8 protein-coding genes are annotated in these 16,529 nt (G+C 37.1%); all 8 read left to right on the plus strand.

All coding sequences use genetic code 11. The annotated features are described in order from the left end of the window. The 8 genes from IRZ78_RS13030 (at position 1) to IRZ78_RS13065 (ending at position 16,184) form a co-directional block, all read left to right on the plus strand. On the plus strand, positions 1-921 hold the full coding sequence (locus tag IRZ78_RS13030) for an alpha/beta hydrolase (protein WP_194616961.1): 921 nt from the start codon (positions 1-3) through the stop codon (positions 919-921). Positions 922-1,056: 135 nt separating this feature from the next. Further along, the gene (locus tag IRZ78_RS13035; protein ID WP_194616962.1) at positions 1,057-2,043 is read left to right on the plus strand and encodes a pectinesterase family protein; all 987 of its coding nucleotides are present in this window, start codon (positions 1,057-1,059) and stop codon (positions 2,041-2,043) included. Between the two features lie 6 nt (positions 2,044-2,049). Continuing rightward, positions 2,050-4,596: a glycoside hydrolase family 95 protein gene (locus IRZ78_RS13040; RefSeq protein WP_194616963.1), complete on the plus strand. Its 2,547-nt coding sequence runs from the start codon at positions 2,050-2,052 to the stop codon at positions 4,594-4,596. 401 nt (positions 4,597-4,997) lie between these two features. Then, entirely contained in the window at positions 4,998-8,366 is a 3,369-nt protein-coding gene (locus tag IRZ78_RS13045) for a TonB-dependent receptor (RefSeq protein WP_228520470.1), read from the plus strand. 12 nt (positions 8,367-8,378) lie between these two features. After that, positions 8,379-10,400, plus strand: a complete 2,022-nt coding sequence (locus IRZ78_RS13050; protein ID WP_194616964.1) for a RagB/SusD family nutrient uptake outer membrane protein — start codon at positions 8,379-8,381, stop codon at positions 10,398-10,400. Between the two features lie 25 nt (positions 10,401-10,425). Beyond that, positions 10,426-12,015, plus strand: a complete 1,590-nt coding sequence (locus tag IRZ78_RS13055; protein WP_194616965.1) for a DUF5123 domain-containing protein — start codon at positions 10,426-10,428, stop codon at positions 12,013-12,015. 98 nt (positions 12,016-12,113) lie between these two features. Beyond that, complete coding sequence (locus tag IRZ78_RS13060; protein WP_194616966.1) at positions 12,114-13,613, plus strand: pectate lyase; 1,500 nt, start codon at positions 12,114-12,116, stop codon at positions 13,611-13,613. Positions 13,614-13,718: 105 nt separating this feature from the next. Beyond that, positions 13,719-16,184: a glycoside hydrolase family 95 protein gene (locus tag IRZ78_RS13065; protein WP_194616967.1), complete on the plus strand. Its 2,466-nt coding sequence runs from the start codon at positions 13,719-13,721 to the stop codon at positions 16,182-16,184. Positions 16,185-16,529 lie beyond the last annotated feature (345 nt).

Below are 16,529 nucleotides of genomic sequence, written 5' to 3' on the forward strand. Positions count from 1 at the left end.
ATGAAAAATATTATACTTCTTTTTCTCTTCATATCTTCTATAAATACAGCTTTTAGCCAGGAAATTATCCCGCTCTGGGAAAAGGGTAAAATGCCTAATTCCAAAGGAATGAAATTAAAAAAGATAGAAGACCGTGAACGCATAACTCAGGTTGATGTCCCCTCGATATATGCTTTTTTTACTTCTAAAGAAGAAAATACAGGAACGGCGGTTTTAATTTTTCCTCCTGGAGGTTATAAAAAATTGACTTATAATATTGCTGGATTTCAATTGGCTAAGTGGTTTAATACTTTTGGTGTAAATGCTTTTGTTGTAATGTATCGCCTACCCACTTCTCCAGATTTGACAAACCCGCCATTCGGTCCTATTATGGATGGACAGAGAGCGATTAAAATTATTCGAAGTCGTGCGCTTCAATGGGGAATTGATCCCATGAAAATTGGAGTAATGGGAGCTTCTGCGGGAGGTGGTCTAACGGCCAATCTTGCCACAATTACTACCGATTATGCTCAAATTAAAGACGATTTGGATTCAGTACACATACAGCCAAATTTTCAAATTCTTGTTTCTGGAGCTATTAGTATGAAACAAAATGCCCATAAAGGCAGCTACGAAGCTTTATTAGGTGTAAATCCAGAACCGAAAAACGAAGAGCTTTTTTCAGGAGAATTAAATGTTACCGCTTCTACACCTCCTGCATTTGTTATTTGTGCAGCTGATGATCATGTGGTAAATCCGCTCAATAGTATTCAATATTATCAAGTACTTTTAAAAGGCAAGGTGAAAGCGGCTTTACATATTTTCCCACAAGGAGATCATAATATTGCCCTTCGCAATAATCCCGGTTCTACACAATTCTGGCCAGCTTTATGTGAGGCTTGGCTATCTGAAATGGGCTTTCTTGCTAAGCCACAGAAATAATTTTGAAATCCAACTAACTATCTATAAGCAATTAGCTTACTAAACCACATAAATAACTTTCGAACTTAAATTATGAAAAATTCCTTTTACAAACGGGCTGTTTTTACTGTCTCTATATTATTTATATCAAATTGCTTGTCGGCTCAGATTAACGATCAAATTACAGTAGCAATAGATGGCAGCGGTGATTATGTTAAAATTCAGGACGCTGTTAACGCAGTGCCGTCTGATCGAGCAGAACGCACGGTAATTTTTATAAAAAACGGTTTATATAATAACGAAAAAATCATTGTTCCTGCTGATAAAAAGAAAGTCACATTTAGAGGAGAAAATCGTAAAAAAACGATTTTAAGTTATCATATTTTCGACTGTACAGGTGGGCTAAACAATAAATGTCCAGCAGAAGACGCCGCTAAATGGGAAGGACAGAATATCCGAACTTCGGCTTCAGTAACCATTCAGGGAGATGAATTTAGAGCTGAAAATATAACCTTTCAAAATACAGCAGGACCTGTTGGGCAGGCTCTGGCAGTGTTTATTACATCAGATAAAAATGTTTTTATTAATTGTAATTTTTTAGGATACCAGGATACCATGTTGCTGGGGGAAGATGGCACACGAAGCTATTTTAAAAACTGTATGATTTTAGGTAGAACAGATTATATCTATGGGGGAGGGATTGGCTATTTTGAAAGCTGTGAAATCAGAAGTTTCGGTGGTGGCTGGATTACAGCTCCGAGTACGCCAAAAGATCAAAAGTACGGTTTCGTGTTTAACAAATGTAAGTTGACTTTTCTTGGGAACAGTCCTCGTCAAAATGATGATAAACAACCTTTCAGTCTGGGGCGCCCCTGGCATAATTTTCCTAAAGTAGCCTGGTTGAATTGTGAAATAGCAAAAGAATTAAATCCGCAGGGATGGCCGACTACATGGCGTATGGATTATGCTTCTACCAGTGCCGATCTGCATCTGTATGAATACAACAACAAAGGAAAAGGAGCTGATATGGCTGGCCGGGCGAAGTGGAAAGGTTTAAGAGCACTTTCTGTTGCTGAAGCTAAGTTGTATTCGATGGAAAATGTCTTAAATGGATCTGATAACTGGATACCTTCCGCTAAATAGTAGTCTATGAATTTTTTTTTAAATAAATCTGTTTTATCATTTTCATTCTTTATATTTTTTTTGTTCAATTCCGTTGCTCAGAAGAAATTGGTTTTATGGTATGATAAGCCTTCCAAAGCATGGACAGATGCAGTTCCTCTTGGCAATGGCAGATTAGCAGCCATGGTCTACGGTGTGCCTCAATCGGATACTATTCAAATTAATGAAGATACTTTCTGGTCAGGAAGTCCTTATCAGAACGTTAATCCAAATGCGAAAAAAAGTTTAAAGCAGATTCAAAATTATCTTCAAGATGAAAATTTTATAGAAGCCCAAAAACTGGCTTTATCTGATATCATTGCAGATCGCAAAACAACTTCACATGGCCAAGTTTATCAATCTATTGGAAATCTAGTTTTATCAGTTCCGGGTCATGAAAAGTATACTAATTTTTACAGAGATCTGGATTTAAAGACAGCAATTGCAACGACTAAATATACTGTAGACGGGGTTAACTTTCAGCGCGAAGTTTTTACTTCTTTTATAGACCAGCTTATTATTATTCGACTTTCTGCAGATAAAAAAGGAGCGCTTAATTTTAATGTCTCTTTTGCAGGACCTCTCAAAACCAATATGGTAAAAGTGACCGCTTCGGTACCTGATAACCAGAATCAATTACTTGTTGTTGATGGTAAATGTGCCCGTGAGAAAGAAGAAAATATAGTCAATTTATTGCATTTTAATACGCAGATAAAAGTACAGGCGAAAGGCGGAATTCAATCAAAAGAAGGAGAGTCAATCAATGTGAAAAATGCCGACGAAGTCTTTATTTATATAGCGGTAGCTACCAATTTTAAGAATTACAAAGACATCAGTGCCGATGCCGAAAAACGAGCTAAAGATTATTTGCTTGCATTTTCCAAATCATTTCAAAAAGCCAGACAAGATCATATTGCTTTTTATCAAAAACAATTCAATCGGGTTGAGTTAGATTTAGGTAGTTCTCCACAGATAAATAAACCTACGGATCAACGTATTGCTGAATTTTCAAAGGCAGATGATCCTGATTTAGTGTCAACCTATTTCCAGTTCGGACGTTATTTACTTATTGCCTCATCTCAGCCTGGTACTCAACCTGCCAATTTACAAGGAATTTGGAATCCAAATGCAGGGCAGTATCCAGCTTGGGATAGTAAATACACTACTAACATTAATGTCGAGATGAATTATTGGCCTGCCGAAGTAACTAATCTTTCAGAATGCCATGAACCTTTTATAAAGTTAATTAAAGAAGTTAGTGAAACAGGAAAACAAACAGCCTCTGAAATGTATGGAGCCCGAGGATGGACACTGCATCATAATACTGATTTATGGCGTTCTACGGGTGCTGTTGATGCGACCGCAGGAATCTGGCCTACTTGTAATGCTTGGTTTGCTTCACATTTATGGGAAAAATTCCTTTTTTCGGGAGATCAATCTTATTTAAAAGAAGTGTATCCCATACTAAAAAGTGCTTCCGAGTTTTATCAGGATTTCTTAATTAAAGACAAGAGAACTGGATATTTAGTAGTTTCTCCATCTATTTCCCCGGAACATACTCCCGGTTTACAATCGTATGAATATGTAAAACCAGATGGGAGTATAGGTACGGAACGTTGTGTTGTTTTTGCGGGTGTCACGATGGATAATCAGATGGTGTTTGATTTACTGTCTAACACCATTGATGCCGCAGAAATACTTAAAGAGGATCAACAATGGGTAACGGAATTGAAAAAAATCCGCCAACAACTGCCACCAATGCGCATTGGAAAATATACACAGTTGCAGGAATGGCTGGAAGATTGGGATCGCAAAAATGATTCGCACCGTCATTTATCGCACTTATGGGGTGTGTTTCCGGGGCGAGAAGTTTCTCCTTTTAAAACTCCTGAACTTTTTGAAGCTTCCAGAAATTCACTTATTGGCAAGGGAGATGCCAGCCGAGGCTGGTCAATGGGCTGGAAAGTATGCTTATGGGCTAGATATTTAGACGGAAATCATGCTTATAAACTGATTACGAATCAGCTCAATTTGAAACCTGCCAATACAACTATTAAGGATCCGGATGGTGGTACTTATACCAATATGTTTGATGCGCATCCTCCGTTTCAAATTGATGGGAATTTTGGATGTACAGCTGGTATTGCCGAAATGCTTATTCAGAGCCATGACGGTGCTCTAAGTTTACTGCCTGCTTTGCCGGATGTTTGGCAGAATGGTACAATCAAAGGGCTAAAAGCTCGCGGCGGTTTTGAAATCGAAAATATGGAGTGGAAAAACGGCAGATTGGTTTCTGTAACGATTAAATCGAACCTAGGAGGAAATATGCGTCTGCGAACTTATACCCAATTAAAAGGTTCTGGCTTAAGTGAAGCTGAAGGAAACAATCCAAACACTTTTTACAAATACCAGCCAGTTGAAAAACCAGTGATTTCTTCCAGTGCCGAATTTAAGGGAACAGCAGTAGCAAAGACATTCGAATTTGATGCCAAAACTGAAAAGGGAAAAAGTTATACTTTTAAGTATGCTGACTAATTTTTGATTGTTCTCTAAAGACAAAAAAGAGCTGTGATAATCTTAAAATCACAGTTCTTTTTTTTTTAGGAGGAAGCATTGAATCTTTTGCAGGAATTATGATCGTTAAAAGCAGTGGTGTTTTTTGGATATTATTCTTTAAAGTCATGTAAATAAAGTGTTTATGTGAAATGTCCCCTATCATATTGTGTTTAGACCTCCTTCAATTTATGATTAAAATCTAGTTTTGCTTTAGTAATAAATCATAAAAAGGATCTATTTTTTTCAGAATGTGTTTTTTTATGCTCATTATTTAAATATTGTTAAATAAGGTCTTGTGTCGGCTGCGAAACCATGCCGTTGAACAATTTTTTTTTTAATAACTATTAACTATACCAACTAACCAATTAAACCATTATCGTATGAAAACGAATTTGTCAAAGAACCACTTTGGCATGGTAAAGAAAGTCAGGAATAAAGCCGCTTTGCTTTCAGCAGTAGTTTTACTCTTTGATTTTTCTGCCAGTGCCAGTACAGACTCAAATTCAGCAAGATTAACCCGTTTTGATTTTTCGCGAAACATTAAGAACCACAACAATTTTCCTTTTGATTTGTTTCCATTTTTTCAAAATGAAATAACAGTAAAAGGTAAAGTTGTAGATGAAAAAGGACTTGGAATACCGGGTGTATCTATTTTATTAAAAGGTACTAAAAAAGGTACAATGTCTGATATTGATGGAAATTTTATTATTGAAAAAGTTCCTTCAAATGCTACTCTAACTTTTTCTTTTATTGGTATGGAAACCCAGCATATTGCAATTGACGGAAGAAGCAGTTTAAATGTGATCATGAAAGATGCCTCTACAAACCTTGATGAGGTGGTAGTGATTGGATACGGAACTGCTAAACGTAAAGATTTAACAGGTTCTGTGGCTTCTGTAAATATGAAGGATCTGAAAGATATTCCTGCAACTTCAGCTCTTCAGGCCATTGCTGGGCGTTTAGCGGGTGTAAATGTTACCATAACAGAAGGCTCTCCAGATGCGCAGATCAACGTTAGAATTCGGGGAGGCAGTTCTATTACTCAGGACAATAGCCCGCTTTATATTGTTGATGGTTTTCAAGTCAATACCATTAATGATATTCCTCCGGGTGATATTGAGACTATTGATGTATTAAAAGATGCTTCATCGACAGCGATTTATGGTTCTCAAGGAGCCAATGGAGTAGTACTTATTACTACTAAATCAGGAAAAAAGGGAAAGACAGAAATTACGGTGAATGCATATACAGGCTTAAAAAAGACCTATAAACTTACCAATGTTTTATCTCCTTATGAGTATGTATATTTTCAAAAAGAACTGGATCCAGGATCTAGTGTAACGGGCACCAGTTTTTATTCTGCTTATGGTTTATGGGAAGATATAGATATTTACAAATCCAAAAAAGGTTTAGACTGGCAGGAGCAGCTTTACGGAAATACAGGAGTGCAGACGCATACCGATATTGGTCTGACTGGTGGAGATGCAAAACTGCAGTACAAATTAAACTATACACATGATCAGGAAGACTTTATCATGATCAATTCGGCTTATAAAAGAGATTATGTTAGTTTTAAATTGAATAAAGAATTGAGTTCTAAATTCCGTTTTGATTTTAACTCTCGTTTCTCAAATACTGTAATAACCGGACCAAGCGTTTCCAATGGAGGAAAACTGAAGGATGGCATTAAATATGCTCCAGTGAGGAGTTTGACATATCTGGATCCTGAGTCAGCTTTAGGAGGAACAGATAATATTACTTCTGCTGAAGCTTTGAGCAGTTTAAATGATCCAATATATAATATTATCAACGAATATAAAGAGCAGAACAACCTTAATTTGACAATGAATGGAGGTCTGACCTGGAAACCTTTAAAAGGACTTTCGATAGTTACGCAGGGCAGCTATGGACTAAATAGAAATTATACAGATAATATATGGCTGCGTAACACTGGGGAAGCAAGTGCAAATGGCGGCCAGCCGGTAGCGAAACGTCAAGATATAAAAGGTGCGGATTGGTCTATTCAAAATACCATAAGTTATGATAGGGGATTTAACAAATCGGTTCATAAATTCAATTTCCTGCTTGGACAGGAAGCCAGAAGTTCTCAAGTTAATGAAACTCTAGTCCAATCCAAATTTTTCCCTGCCGATTTTGGTGCCAGTGATGTTTTGGCTATGTGGAATTATGGTACACCGCTGCCTACTTATACAACTATTGGAGAACCAACTAGAACTTCTTCTTATTTCGGACGTATTAATTATACGCTTCATGATAAATACATCTTTAGTTTTACTTCTCGTTTTGATGGTAAAAATGTTTTTGCTCCGGATAATCGCTGGGGTTATTTCCCAGGAGCAGCATTTGCCTGGCGTATGTCCGATGAGAAATTCATGAAAAAAACTAAAGGTTGGTTATCCGATGCTAAATTTCGTTTAAGTTTTGGAGAAGTTGGAAATGCCCGTGTGGGATCATACTGGCGCCAGGATTATAGTTTTGAAAATACAGCTAATCGCCTTATTTATATTAGTGAAGTAGGACAGAGTTCTTTAAAACCTTCAAATACTTTAAAGAATGAAAATCTTACATGGGAAACTACAGTCTCTACCAATTTGGGATTAGATCTGGGATTCTTTAATCAAAGATTAACAGTAAATATCGATGCTTATAAAATTGATACCAATGACTTGATATTAGCAGTAGCTTTACCTTCGAACTCAGGTTATGTTTCTCAATATCAAAATATAGGAAGCACTTCTAATAAAGGGATCGAATTTACTGTAAACGGAAATATAATCGAAACTTCTCAGTTTCGATTATCGGCCAACTTTAATATTGCATTTAATAAAAATATTGTAAAAAGCCTTGATGGTTCAAGCGAAATGATTGCAGCATCAAATTGGGCCCCCAATGTTGGACGTGATGATTATAGAGTGCGTGTAGGACAGCCAGTTGGTTTGATGTACGGTTACGTATCAGATGGCATGTATACATTTGATGATTTTAATTTCGATAATGTACAGAAAAAATGGATCTTAAAAGAAGGTGTTGCTGATGCCTCTAAGGTAATTACGACTTCTGGTAATTATTTTGGACCAGGGCACATGAAACTAAAAAAATTAAGCGGTACTGGAAATGTCATTAATCCTAATGAAGACAGAAAAGTCATCGGACGTGCACAGCCAAAACATACAGGTGGTTTTGCTATTAGCAGTGCTTTTAAAGGCTTAGATTTTTCAGCGTTGTTCAACTGGTCTTACGGTAATGATATTTATAATGCCAACAAAATTGATAATTCGACTTTCAGTGGTTCTAAACGCTATAACAATGCTAATGCATTGATGAGTCTGGACAATCGTTTTACAACCATTGATCCGGTTACTGGAAATAACATCATGTTTGGAAACGATGCGAATCCACAGTTATTACAGGAAGTAAACCAAGGTGCTAGCATCTGGCATCCTTTGTCCAACTCTACAATTATTACCGACTGGGCTATTGAGGACGGTTCATTTCTACGTTTAGGAAATCTTACTATCGGCTATACACTTCCTGAAACAATTGCCAAAGGAAAGTTTATTCAAAAAGTAAGATGCTATGTATCGGGTAATAACCTAAAAGTTTGGACCCGCTACTCAGGACAGGATCCAGAGGTTAGCACCAATAGTTCTGCTTTAACTCCTGGGCTGGACTGGTCAGCTTATCCAAAAGCACGAACCATATTATTTGGTGCCAATTTAACATTTTAATCGTTTATTATCATGAAAAAATATATTTATACAGCATTTGTATTCGTTGCTTTGGGAACTATTTCCTGCAATGAAGATTTTTTAGAAACCACTTCGCCTTCTAAACTAAGTTCACAAACTGTTTTCAACACTACTTCTATGGCTAAAGCTGCTGTAATGGGAGTCTATGGAAAAATGACCGATACCTACATTTATGGGCAGAAATTATCGGTAAACTGGCAGGGTGTGAGTGATATTGAGACCAATACAGGATTTACCACAACAGGATATAATTCTACCAGTTCTGACTCCGGAGCGGGTAATTTTTATGACGATCCTTACAATACCACTACAAAATGGGAAACCCTGTTTCAGTTTGCAGAACTTGCTTCATCTGCTGTAGATGGCATTCGTAATTCTCCTGTTTTCGAATCCAAAGCCAATGAAATGAAACCTTTATTGGGTGAAGCGTTGACACTTAAAGCTTTAGCTTATTTTGAGCTGGTTAGGTTTTGGGGTGATATACCTTATAAAGGCGAGCCGTCAAAATCTGATTTGTCGAATGTGTATATTGGAAAAACAGACAGAGATGTAGTTTATGCAGAATTGGTAAAAGATTTAACTGAAGCTGTAGAATATCTGCCTTACCTTAAAATGGCTCCAGAATATACTTCTGCAGAACGTATTTCTAAGGCCTTTGCCAAAGGATTACTGGCAAGGGTCGCCCTATTTGCGGGAGGCTGGTCGTTGCATGACGGTAATCTTTTTTCAGATGAGAATGTGGAGCGTCATCCAACAATACAGGCTGAAAATGGATACTATGTTGGTCGTGTTAAAAATTGGCGTGATTATTATCAGATTGCGGCACAGCAGACCGCCGAAATTTTAGGCAGTTCAGAGCACCAGCATTCATTAGATCCGAATTATGAAAATATTTGGAAAACAATTTGTAATCTGGGGCAAAATGCCTCAAATGAAAACTTATTCGAAGTTGCTTTTGGTCTAGGTAATAACGGAGATATAGGTTCGTTAATGGGGTATGAAGTGGCTTCTAATACTAAAAATGGTTCTAGAGGCTTTGGAGGAAGCTATGTAAGTTCACAGGCTTACTATTTTTATTCTTTTGATCCAGACGATCTGCGCCGCGATGTTACCCTGTCTTGGACAAGTTACGGAAGTGAGAATAAAGAAGTAATGAAAACTGATGCCTTAAGTGTGAGCTTTGCAAAATGGCGTTTATACTGGATGAATCCTTCTTACTTAGCTTTACATAAAACCGCTAATTCACGTATTGCGACAGGTGTAAACTGGATTTTAATGCGTTATTCTGATATTTATTTGATGTTTGCCGAAGCCGAAAGCCAGTTATCAAGTCCTGATAATTTTAGTTCGGTGGCTAAAATGTCCCCGCGTCAAGCATTAGAAACTGTAAGAACACGTGCTTTTGGCAGCAATTCGCAAAAAGTAAAACAGTATGATGCTGATTTCTTTAGCGCCATTGTTAATGAGCGTGCATGGGAATTTGGCTGTGAAGCCATACGCAAACAAGATCTGGTTAGATGGGGACTTTTATATGAAAAAATTGAAACCATGAAAAAGACATTGTGCTTAATGCTTGACAATAAAGAAGCAGTTACGATTTTTGATAAAAGTTATCAGGCATCTGACTTTCCGCAGACAATTTATTATAAGTTTAAAGATGCAGAGTTTATTGACAAAAGTACAATTAATTATTATAGAAATTTAGGAGCAAGTCCTGGGCCGGAATATTTATCGGCTTCCTGGTTTACAAAAAATGCACAAAAGCCGATCAGTGGCACCAATAAAAATTATATCGACTGGCCTACACGTATTTTATTGGCAGGAACGGGTATCAATAAATCATATGATTACTCCAGTTTCTTAGGCTCAATGACAAATGGGGGAGAAATACAATCCAATTTAGTACAATACACAATGGGAAACAGAAGCTGTAATTACAGGCATTACTTCGCCATTTATTATGAAGATTTATTTGAATCTAAAGGAAATTTAACGAACTCCTTTGGATACTAAACTTAAACCTGTAAAATTTGAAGAAATGAAAAAAAATATAGTATTCGGATTATTTTCTCTACTTGCCATGGTGCTGGTAAGCTGTGAAAAAGATTATAATGACTGGGAAGTGGAAGCGGGACACGACCGCCTTTTTAAATCTCTGCTATTTGAAGTTTCTAAAGTAGAATCTACTGAGGTAGAATTAAAATTTACAAAATCTATAGATGCCACTAAATATGTTTTTGAATTTAGTAAAGATAGTCTGCTATTCAATCAAATTGTAAAAACTGTCGAACTGAAAGGCTCTGATTTGGTTCCTTTTGCAGCCTCTACCAACCAGACTAAAGTTGAATATCGTGAAATATTTAATGAACTTGATGGCGATTCAGGTTATTCGGTTCGTATGAAAAGTATTAATGAAGTGACAGGGCTTGAATCTAAATTAAGCCACATGTTTTTTAGAACCCCTGCAGAGCAGTTGTTTAAAGGTTATACTCCGGCAGCAAATAGTTTATCTATTGACTGGACTATTTCTCCAAGGGTTACTAAAGTGGTTTTATATGATCAGGCAGGAGTAAGTATTAAAGAAATCACTTTAACCGAACAACAAAAAATAGCAGGTTCTTTGGTGATAGATAATTTAGCAATTGGAACGGGTTATACAGTAAAGATTTTCAACGACTCAAATGTAAGAGGTTCACTCAACGTAAGAACAACTGGTATATTTGAAAGTACTATTTATAATGTACTGCCTGCTGATAATGCAGCGACAATTGCAGCCGCTATTGGTGGCTTGGTAGCTTCGGGTTCTAAAAATTTTACCATTGTTTTTAATAAAAACACTACTTATAATATTGGTGGAGATATTACCATTCCTACTGGGGTTAATGATATTGCTTTTGTGGGAGTTGCTGATTCTAACGGTGTACTGCCCAAACTGATAAATGCACGTTTTAGAGTACAGACGCAGATTAATGATTTAATTATTCAATATCTAAATACAACTTCGGCCGCCGCATTTTTTATTGACTTGGGAACCAAAAATGTACACAACATTAATGTCGATGGCTGCGAAATAGATAATATTAATTCTATAGTGCGTTTAAGCGGTACTTCTGTAGTAAATGATATCAGTGTTACCAATAGTAAGATTTCTAAGACAGGTGGTTATGGTCTCTTTAATGTAGCTTCTGGACAAGTTATAAATTCGATAACAGCTCAAAATTGCACACTGACCGAAATTAGTACCCGATTTGCTGATGTGCGCGTGGCTGCAAAAATTAATTTTTCAAACATTACATGCGTAAATATTACTGCTGCAATGGGACATTTGTGGCTCTTTGACAATGCCAAGCCAGTACAGCTTACTGTTCAGAATATGATTATTGGAGGTCCAAATGGAGGTGCTAAGATTAATAGTACAAACGGTAATTATGCGAGCATTCCTATTTCATACACAGGCAGTTATATGACAAAGGATTTAATTGTTGATGCAAGGCCTCTGATTGGTATAACGGCGGTTCCGTTAGATATTTATGGCTTGTTTTTAAATCCTGCAGCTATTGATTTTCACATCAAAGAAGGTACTGGTTTTACAGGAACGGGTGTAGCAGGTGATAACAGATGGTTTTAATCTGCGAGTAATCATATTTTTTAGCTTTAAGTAAGGAAGTCATGACAATCATATTCCCTTTGTTGCTACTGCTAAATATAAAACTTTATATTTTTAATATGTATAAAAAAGTAACAAGCGCTGTAATAGGAATATTTTGTACTTACAGTATATTATCCTTTGTACCAGCAGGTAAATGGCATGAGACGTCATATTCTCCCAAAGATGAATTCATAAATAGGCACCCCATAGAAGAGGAAGCTTTTGCGTTTCCAGGTGCAGAAGGAGGAGGCCGTAAAACAATAGGAGGGAGAGGGGGAAAGGTAATCAAAGTTACTTCCTTAGAAGATGCTGAGACTCCTGGCACTTTACGATATGCAATCAATCAGACAGGACCGAGGATTGTAGTTTTTGATGTAAGCGGGACGATTTATTTAAAGTCATCTCTGCATATTGGCAGCAATGATATTACAATTGCAGGCCAGACTGCACCTGGCGGTGGTATTTGTGTTGCTCACTACGATGTAGATGTCAGCGCTGATAATGTTGTATTACGGTATCTTCGTTTTCGAATGGGCGATGTAAACAAAATTGAAGCTGATGCCCTTGGCGGCCGTTTTCATAAAAATATCATTATAGATCATTGTTCAGTAAGCTGGTCAACTGATGAATGCGTTTCTTTTTATCAAAATGAAAATTTTACACTTCAATGGTGTATTATTTCAGAATCTTTAAAAAACTCTGCCCATAGTAAAGGATCTCACGGTTATGGCGGAGTTTGGGGTGGTAAAAATGCAACTTTTCACCATAATTTGGTGGCCAGCCACGACAGCCGTAATCCTCGCTTGGGTGAGTATGCTAATCATGCTTTTGCACTAACTGATTTAGTAGATTTACGCAATAACGTAATTTACAATTGGGGAGGAAACAGCTGTTATGGAGGCGAGGCAATGAATGTAAATATTGTAAACTGTTATTACAAACCAGGTCCGGCCACTGTAAAAAGAAACCGTATTATTGCTATTGATAAAAATACGAAAGCGAACATTTCGCCAAATCCCGTGTACAATATTTGGGGAAAATATTATATTAATGGAAATGAAGTTGAAGGATCTCCTGAAAGTACAAAGGATAACTGGACATACGGCGTATACAATCAATTTGCTGCCGGTTACGGGGTAGTTTCCGAGGCAGATAAAATGGCAATTAAACAAAATAAACCGCATAATGCAGCTTTTGTTACCACTCATACAGCGCAAAAAGCGTATGATTTAGTACTAAAATTTGCAGGAGCCTCTTTGGTTCGCGATGCAGTTGATATTCGTATAATAAACGATGTGAAGACTGGTAAAGTGACGATTAATGATGGTGGAAATGGCAGTAAAAATGGACTTATAGATAGCCAGAGTGCTGCTGGCGGCTGGCCGGAACTAGCGTCAGAAATTGCTCTAAAAGATACCGATAATGACGGAATGCCCGATGGTTGGGAAAAAAATAATCGCCTTAATCCCGAAAAAAATGATGCAAATGGTCGAACCCTTAGCGTAGTTTATGATAATGTCGAGGTCTATATTAACAGTATGGCAGCAAAACAGACCGAGCAGCAGTTAAAATTATAATACTTTTTAGAATTCGTTTTTGTTTTTTAGTTTATTATGCCTGCAGAAAAGTTCTCTTTTTGCAGGTTAACAGACTATGGCAGACGTGTTTTTATCCTTATACAAATGAAAATAGAAAAATACAAAAAAATAGTTGGACTATTCTTCCTGGTACTGGCGGCAGCCAAAGGAAATACACAGGAACTAAAACTTCAATACGATAAGCCGGCAAGCAATTGGAATGAGGCGCTACCTATTGGAAACGGCCGTTTGGGCGCCATGATTTTTGGTAACCCTGCGAAAGAAGAACTGCAGCTAAATGAAGAAACCATCTGGGCTGGCGAACCCGGAAATAATATACCTAAAAACACCTACCACAATATTGAAGCAATCCGCAAACTTATTTTTGAGAGCAAGTATAAAGAAGCGCAGGATCTGGCAAATAAAACCTTTCCGAGGCAGGCACCAAGTGATTTAAATTATGGTATGCCTTATCAAACTGCGGGAAGTTTGTGGCTTGATTTTCCAGATCATGACAATTTTTCGCATTATAAACGGGATTTGGATATCGAAAAAGCGATGACTTCCTTAAGTTATAAAGTAAACGGTATAACGTATAAAAGAGAATTTTTTACTTCATTTGCTGATGATGTTCTTATTGTAAAACTGACAGCAGACAAGAAAAATAGTATCAGTTTTTCGATAACTTCTACAAGTCCGCAATTGGTAAGCAAAGTAAAAACGGAGGGAAATAGATTGGTTTTTGAAGGAACTTCGGGTACAAATGATAATAAAATTGGAAAAGTACACTATACTGGTCAGGTCAATTGTGTTTTAAAAGGCGGCACCTTAACATCAACGATAGATAAGTTGGTGATTGATAAGGCTGATGAGGTTGTAATTCAAATTTCTTTAGCAACTAATTTTAAAAACTACAGCGACCTTTCAGAGAATCCTTTTCAGAAATCAAAAACAATATTAGAAAAGGTTTCTCAGAAAAATTATAAGACCGTTTATCGGGATCATCTTGCGGCTTATCAAAAATATTTTAACAGAGTACGCTTAAATATTGGAGATTCTCCGCAATCAAAGAAAACAACCGATGTAAGGATAAATGAATTCAACACAAATTATGATCCGCAGCTCGTAGCCCTCTATTTTCAATTTGGAAGATATTTGCTCATTTCAAGCTCACAACCTGGCGGTCAGCCGGCAAATCTGCAGGGAATTTGGAATCATAAATTAAGTCCGTCGTGGGACAGTAAATACACAGTAAATATTAATACCGAAATGAATTACTGGCCGGCTGAAGCAACAAATTTGAGTGAGATGCACCAGCCGCTTTTCAGTATGCTCAAAGATTTAGCGGTAACCGGACAGGAGAGTGCAAAAGAAATGTATCACGCCAGAGGCTGGAATATGCACCATAATACCGATTTATGGCGCATTACAGGTGTGGTCGACGGCGGATTTTACGGACTTTGGCCTATGGGCGGCGCCTGGTTGACTCAGCATTTATGGCAGCATTATGTTTATACAGGTGACACCGAATTTTTAAAAGAGTATTATCCTGTGATGAAAGGCGCTGCACAGTTTTATCTTGATGTGCTTCAGGAAGAACCTCAAAAAAAATGGTTAGTTGTATCCCCATCTATTTCTCCTGAGAATACGTATCAAAGCGGTGTTGGTGTTTCTGCCGGAACTACTATGGATAATCAATTGGTTTTTGATGTGTTTAATAATATTATTAATGCTTCTAAAGTACTGGGGAGTGATAGGAATTTTGCCGATTCGGCAGCTGTAGCTTTAAAACGACTGCCGCCAATGCAGATAGGGCATCATTCACAAGTGCAGGAATGGCTACAGGACTGGGATAAACCAAATGATAAACACAGGCATATTTCTCATTTATACGGATTGTTTCCTTCTGGCCAGTTATCTCCTTTTAGGACACCTGAACTGGCTGAGGCTGCTAAGAACACTTTAATATCCAGAGGAGATGTTTCGACAGGCTGGTCAATGGGGTGGAAAGTAAATTGGTGGGCACGTCTATTAGATGGTAATAAAGCCTATAAATTAATCAAGGACCAACTTCGTCCAGCACCAACAGAAAGCAAAGGAGAATCAGGAGGGACGTATCCGAATCTTTTTGATGCACATCCGCCTTTTCAAATAGATGGTAATTTTGGCTGTACAGCAGGTATAACAGAAATGCTGCTGCAAAGTTACGACGGCGTTGTGCATTTATTGCCGGCGCTTCCTGATGAATGGATAAAAGGTAATATATCAGGATTAAGAGCTCAAGGGGGATTTGAAATTGGAGAAATGAAATGGGATAAGGGAAAAATCATTTCCGTAACAATAAAATCAAATTTAGGAGGAAATCTTCGTTTGAGAAGTTATTCAAAATTAAAAGGAAAAGGCTTGATAGCTGCTAAGGGTTTAAATCCTAATTTCTTTTTCAAAATACCGCAGATACAAAATTCTATTATTTCGGAAAAGGCTAAATTAATAGGCTTAGACAATCCTATAGCTTTTGAATATGATATCGTAACTGCTAAAGGTGGTTGCTATACATTTTATGCGGAGTAATAATTATAAAAATGGCTATCTTTTATAAAAGATGACCGCCTTTTTTTATAGCCATCTATGAAAAGTCTAATTTTTGTAAAATACCCCCTTATATTTTGTTTATCGACCTCTTCCTATTCCATTTTAGGAGTTAGTTTTGTCGCCATAAATTTGAATCTTTCCGCAAAAAGAGAGCATTAATCTCTTTGTATTGAATAATAATACATCATTAATAAATTTACCTATGTTTAAGCTAAAAATAGAAAAATTGAAAGAAAGGGCTTTAAGAAAACTCGGTGTTATGTTTTTTTTATGCAGTTCAGTAATAGTATCTGCTCAAAATCAAAATAGCACAATCTGGTTCAC

The sequence above is a fragment of the Flavobacterium sp. CSZ genome (assembly GCF_015350725.1).
In the GTDB taxonomy this organism is placed as follows: Bacteria; Bacteroidota; Bacteroidia; order Flavobacteriales; family Flavobacteriaceae; genus Flavobacterium.